The organism is Mesorhizobium sp. B2-7-1 (genome assembly GCF_006440735.1).
In the GTDB taxonomy this organism is placed as follows: domain Bacteria; phylum Pseudomonadota; class Alphaproteobacteria; order Rhizobiales; family Rhizobiaceae; genus Mesorhizobium.
The window spans coordinates 1-3526 of record NZ_VFUA01000199.1; the positions used below are offsets into that span (position 1 = coordinate 1).

At 64.9% G+C, this 3526-nt stretch carries 4 protein-coding genes; 1 reads left to right on the forward strand and 3 read right to left on the reverse strand.

The window, feature by feature from the left end; genetic code table 11:
• Positions 1–1286, reverse strand: a 1286-nt coding sequence (locus FJ471_RS34260) for a glycosyltransferase family 39 protein (protein ID WP_140811222.1), incomplete at its 3' end; no start/stop codon positions are given.
• A 192-nt stretch (positions 1287–1478) separates the two neighbouring features.
• Between FJ471_RS34260 and FJ471_RS34265 the strand changes: the two genes are divergently transcribed.
• Positions 1479–2183 carry a hypothetical protein gene (locus FJ471_RS34265; protein WP_140811230.1) on the forward strand — a complete coding sequence of 235 codons (705 nt, stop codon included), beginning with the start codon at positions 1479–1481 and terminating at the stop codon, positions 2181–2183.
• A gap of 150 nt (positions 2184–2333) precedes the next feature.
• On the opposite strand, the gene FJ471_RS34270 is transcribed toward FJ471_RS34265, so the two are convergent.
• Complete coding sequence (locus FJ471_RS34270) at positions 2334–3101, reverse strand: RES family NAD+ phosphorylase (protein ID WP_140811238.1); 768 nt, start codon at positions 3099–3101, stop codon at positions 2334–2336.
• Positions 3061–3438: an MbcA/ParS/Xre antitoxin family protein gene (locus tag FJ471_RS34275; RefSeq protein ID WP_140811246.1), complete on the reverse strand. Its 378-nt coding sequence runs from the start codon at positions 3436–3438 to the stop codon at positions 3061–3063. The genes FJ471_RS34270 and FJ471_RS34275 overlap by 41 nt, the downstream gene beginning before the upstream one ends.
• Positions 3439–3526 lie beyond the last annotated feature (88 nt).

Consider the following 3526-nt stretch of genomic DNA (forward strand, 5'->3'; position numbering starts at 1 on the left):
GCCACGCTGTCGTCGCCGCCGACAATGCCCAGCGGCGCGGATACCGCCTCGTGCCAGATCGCATCGGCCGTCTGCGAGATCGACCGCGCCGGCCAGCACATTGGCTGCAGGCGGCCGAGGATGTTGCAGCTGGTCCAGCGCGTCACCGCATAGGCGCTCGACACGCCGACTACGCATAGCAGCGCCAACACTGCCAACCGGCGCAATTCTTTTTGTCCCAGCCGGTGGCCCAGGAGCGCGATCGCCAGCGCGCCGACGAGATTGTACATCGTCGCGCCCCAGGATTCGCCGGTGCCGGTAAACAGCGATGCGACCATGATCAGGAGCGCCGGCCCCAGACCCATCCAAGCCAGGTAGACAACCGCGCGCCGTTCGGGAGGAGGGTAGGCCGACAAGGGTTCTTGCGCGGGCCCGGGCTGCCGTCGCAGCAGGCCGGAAATGGCAAGCACGACGGGAACAGCGGCGAGCCCGGCAAGCTGAACGCCGATATAGTAAAGCCGGGCGCGGTGGGCGATCACCCAGGCGTTGCGATGCTCGGCATAGGTCAGCGGCAGGAAGTCGAGGCGGACAAGCTCCATCGCCAGCGGCGCCACGACGCCAAGAAAAACCGCGAGGCCGAGCCACGGCCACGGGGTCGCGAGCCGGCTTCGGGCACGGGCGTCGTATAGAATCCAGATGCCGCCGAAGGCCAGCAGCAGAGCCGTCGAGAATTTGGCATAGAGCCCTATGCCGGCAACGAGGCCGAGGGCGAGCCACCAGCCCGGCCGTCCGTCGCGCGCCGAGCGCCATAGCAGCCACGAGATTGCGGCCCAGAAAGGCATCTGCGCGTAGTCATGGTTGAATTGCGGGGTGGGCCAGCCGAAAAAATAGATCGAGGGCATCAACAGCACGGCGGCGAGCGCGCGGGTCGAGCCCATGATGTCGCGCGCCAGCAGATAGACCAGGACGAAAGTCGCCGAGACCATCAGTTGCGACACCATGTATTGCGGCCAGCGGAATGAGCCGGTCAGGAGATGACTGATCTCGAGCAGCCAGCACGGGAGTTGCGGGTGCTTGTAGGTCAACAGCACCCATTCGCGGCCCCACATGAAACCCTCGACGACGTCGCCGGGCGGTCCAACGTTGACGATCGCCGGCATGACGGTCCAGCAAGCGATCTGGATCAGGCATAAAAGCGCCAGCAGCCGCCACGGGTGCCGGACCAGGCCGTTCCATGCGGAAGACAGACTGTCTCCCGCCGCGCCCGCCGCAGGCCAAAGAGGAACGGATTCGCTGGTTCTCGACATGCGGGCCTAAAACCACACCGGTGGGTTGCTGAACAGTCCGATAGCAAAAGCTTACGAAAATGTATTCTTCCGCAACATTGTAAAACCAAGATTGCGACGGAACCCGTCGCCGGCGCTTCGGGCAGGACGGGCCGGTTGATCGTTGCCGGAGCCGGCTCAGGGCGCCGTGGCTCCAGCAATACAGGTTCCTCCATGCGCCACCAGCATGCCGTCATCCATCACCGTGGGCTCGATTTCTGGTCGGCGCGCGCCGCGGTCCTCGTCATCATCTGCCTGCAGCTTCTGGTCATCAACAATCTGTCCTTCGGTCCGCGCTGGCTGGCCCCGACGGTGGAAGCGGCGCTGCTGTTGCCACTGTCGATCGCGACGGCATGGACGCAGATGCAGACGCGCACCGCCGTCGACCACGAGCATTGGTACGCGATCGGCCAGTTGCGCCTCTATATCCGCCGCACGGCACTGGTGATGACCGGCGTCATCAGCGTCATGAATTGCGGATCGCTGGTTTTCCTGGTGCGAGCGCTGCTGGAAGGGCATGCCGGCGCCGGCACGACGCTGCTCGTCGATGCCCTCAACATCTGGGTCACCAACGTGATCGTCTTCGCGCTATGGTTCTGGAGCACCGACCGCGGCGGCCCGCCGACCTGTGGCCTGGTCAAGCGCGCGCAGGCCGACTTCCTGTTCCCGCAAATGACGCTGCCCGACCGCGAGACACAGGGCTGGCTGCCGGGCTTCGTCGACTATTTCTTCCTGGCCTTCACTAATGCCACGGCGTTCTCGCCGACCGACACGTTACCGCTCACGCAGCGCGCCAAGCTCCTGATGATGGCCGAAGCGATGATCTCGCTGCTGACGATCGCGTTGGTGGCGGCGCGAGCGGTCAACATCCTGGCCTAAAACTGTATCGATATTCGGGTGAGGCCGGCCTGCGAATGGCGGCTTCCAGCGCTTCCGGTGCTCACGTACTTCAAGTACGCTCCGCTCCGGTTCTCGGTAGCCACCATTCTCGGCTCGCCCTGACCCGAATATCGATACAGTTTTCCGAGTTCAGTGGTCGCGCTCCCAGCGCATGCCGGCCAGTCGCGGATCGGCAAAGGCGGTGCGTGAGAATTCGAGCCTCTTGTCCGGGAACTCGCAGATCGCCTGCAAGCCGAAGGAGCCGATCCGGATGCGCCAAGTCTGCGGCTCGAGCGGTTTGGCCTTGGCAAAGCCCTTGCAGGTCAACAGCGCGATGTTGGCGCCCTTGGGATCGCGCACCGAGCGGTAGCGGATCGCCTGCAGCTCGGCCTCACGCGCGACATCGGCGATCGCCTGGCAGGCGGTGTAGTCGGTGGGCTGCGTCCAGGCGTTCTCGTCGCGATCGAGCGGCGGCCGCGTCAGGTCGATCGCGCTGTCGCATCTGATCGCCGCCGCGAAGGCGGTGTATTCCGCCGCGTCGTTCGGCCATGGCGTCGCTGGCGACTCCGCGAAGAACAGCAAGCGGTAGAAGGCCATTTCCGCCACCGCCGTCAGCACCGTCTCGGCGGCATAATAGACGCCTTTGGTCTTGCCTGCGCGGCGGAAGCGCGAGCCGTACGGATAGACGGAGCCGTAGCGAAAGGGCGTCGCCAGCAGGTAGTGGAGATGGCGGCACTCCAGCGGGATCTGCGGCTTGGTGTCCTCAATGAGGTCCTCCAGCAGCGACTGCTCGTCGAGCGTGTCGACGAGCTTGAGGGTCGAGACACGGTGCTGCGCCTCGACCATCCGCCAGTATTTGCCTTCGAGCCTGACGGCCTCAGACGAGAGCGCGCCGGGAGTCCAGGTAGGCAATGACATCGACCAATCCGGCAATCGTCAGGATTTTCTCGATCGGCGTGCCGTCGAGCGTGGTGTTGGAGTTTTTCAGCCACGCCCGGGCAACGGTCTTGTCGCCACCGACGATGGCGTCTAGCGAGCGGAACAGGCGGACGAACAGCACCGCCAGCTCGAACGGCTTGGTGCCCCGTTCAAGCAGGAATTCCTGCTTGCGCATGCGCGAGACCGTCGCTTCCGACACGCCGATGACCAAAGCGAGCGTCCTGGCGGTGATGTCGAGCAGGTCGGCCGCGCGCAGCGTGGCCTTGGTGATGACAGCGTTTTCGGCGGCCGCCGCGGCCGCGACTGGACGTTGCATAAGCGACTCCCGGCGGTGGCAGGTCTCCGGTCGCACTGAAGGGGCAGTGAACCGCACATGCAACCGGCAGCCATTCCGACCGACAGGA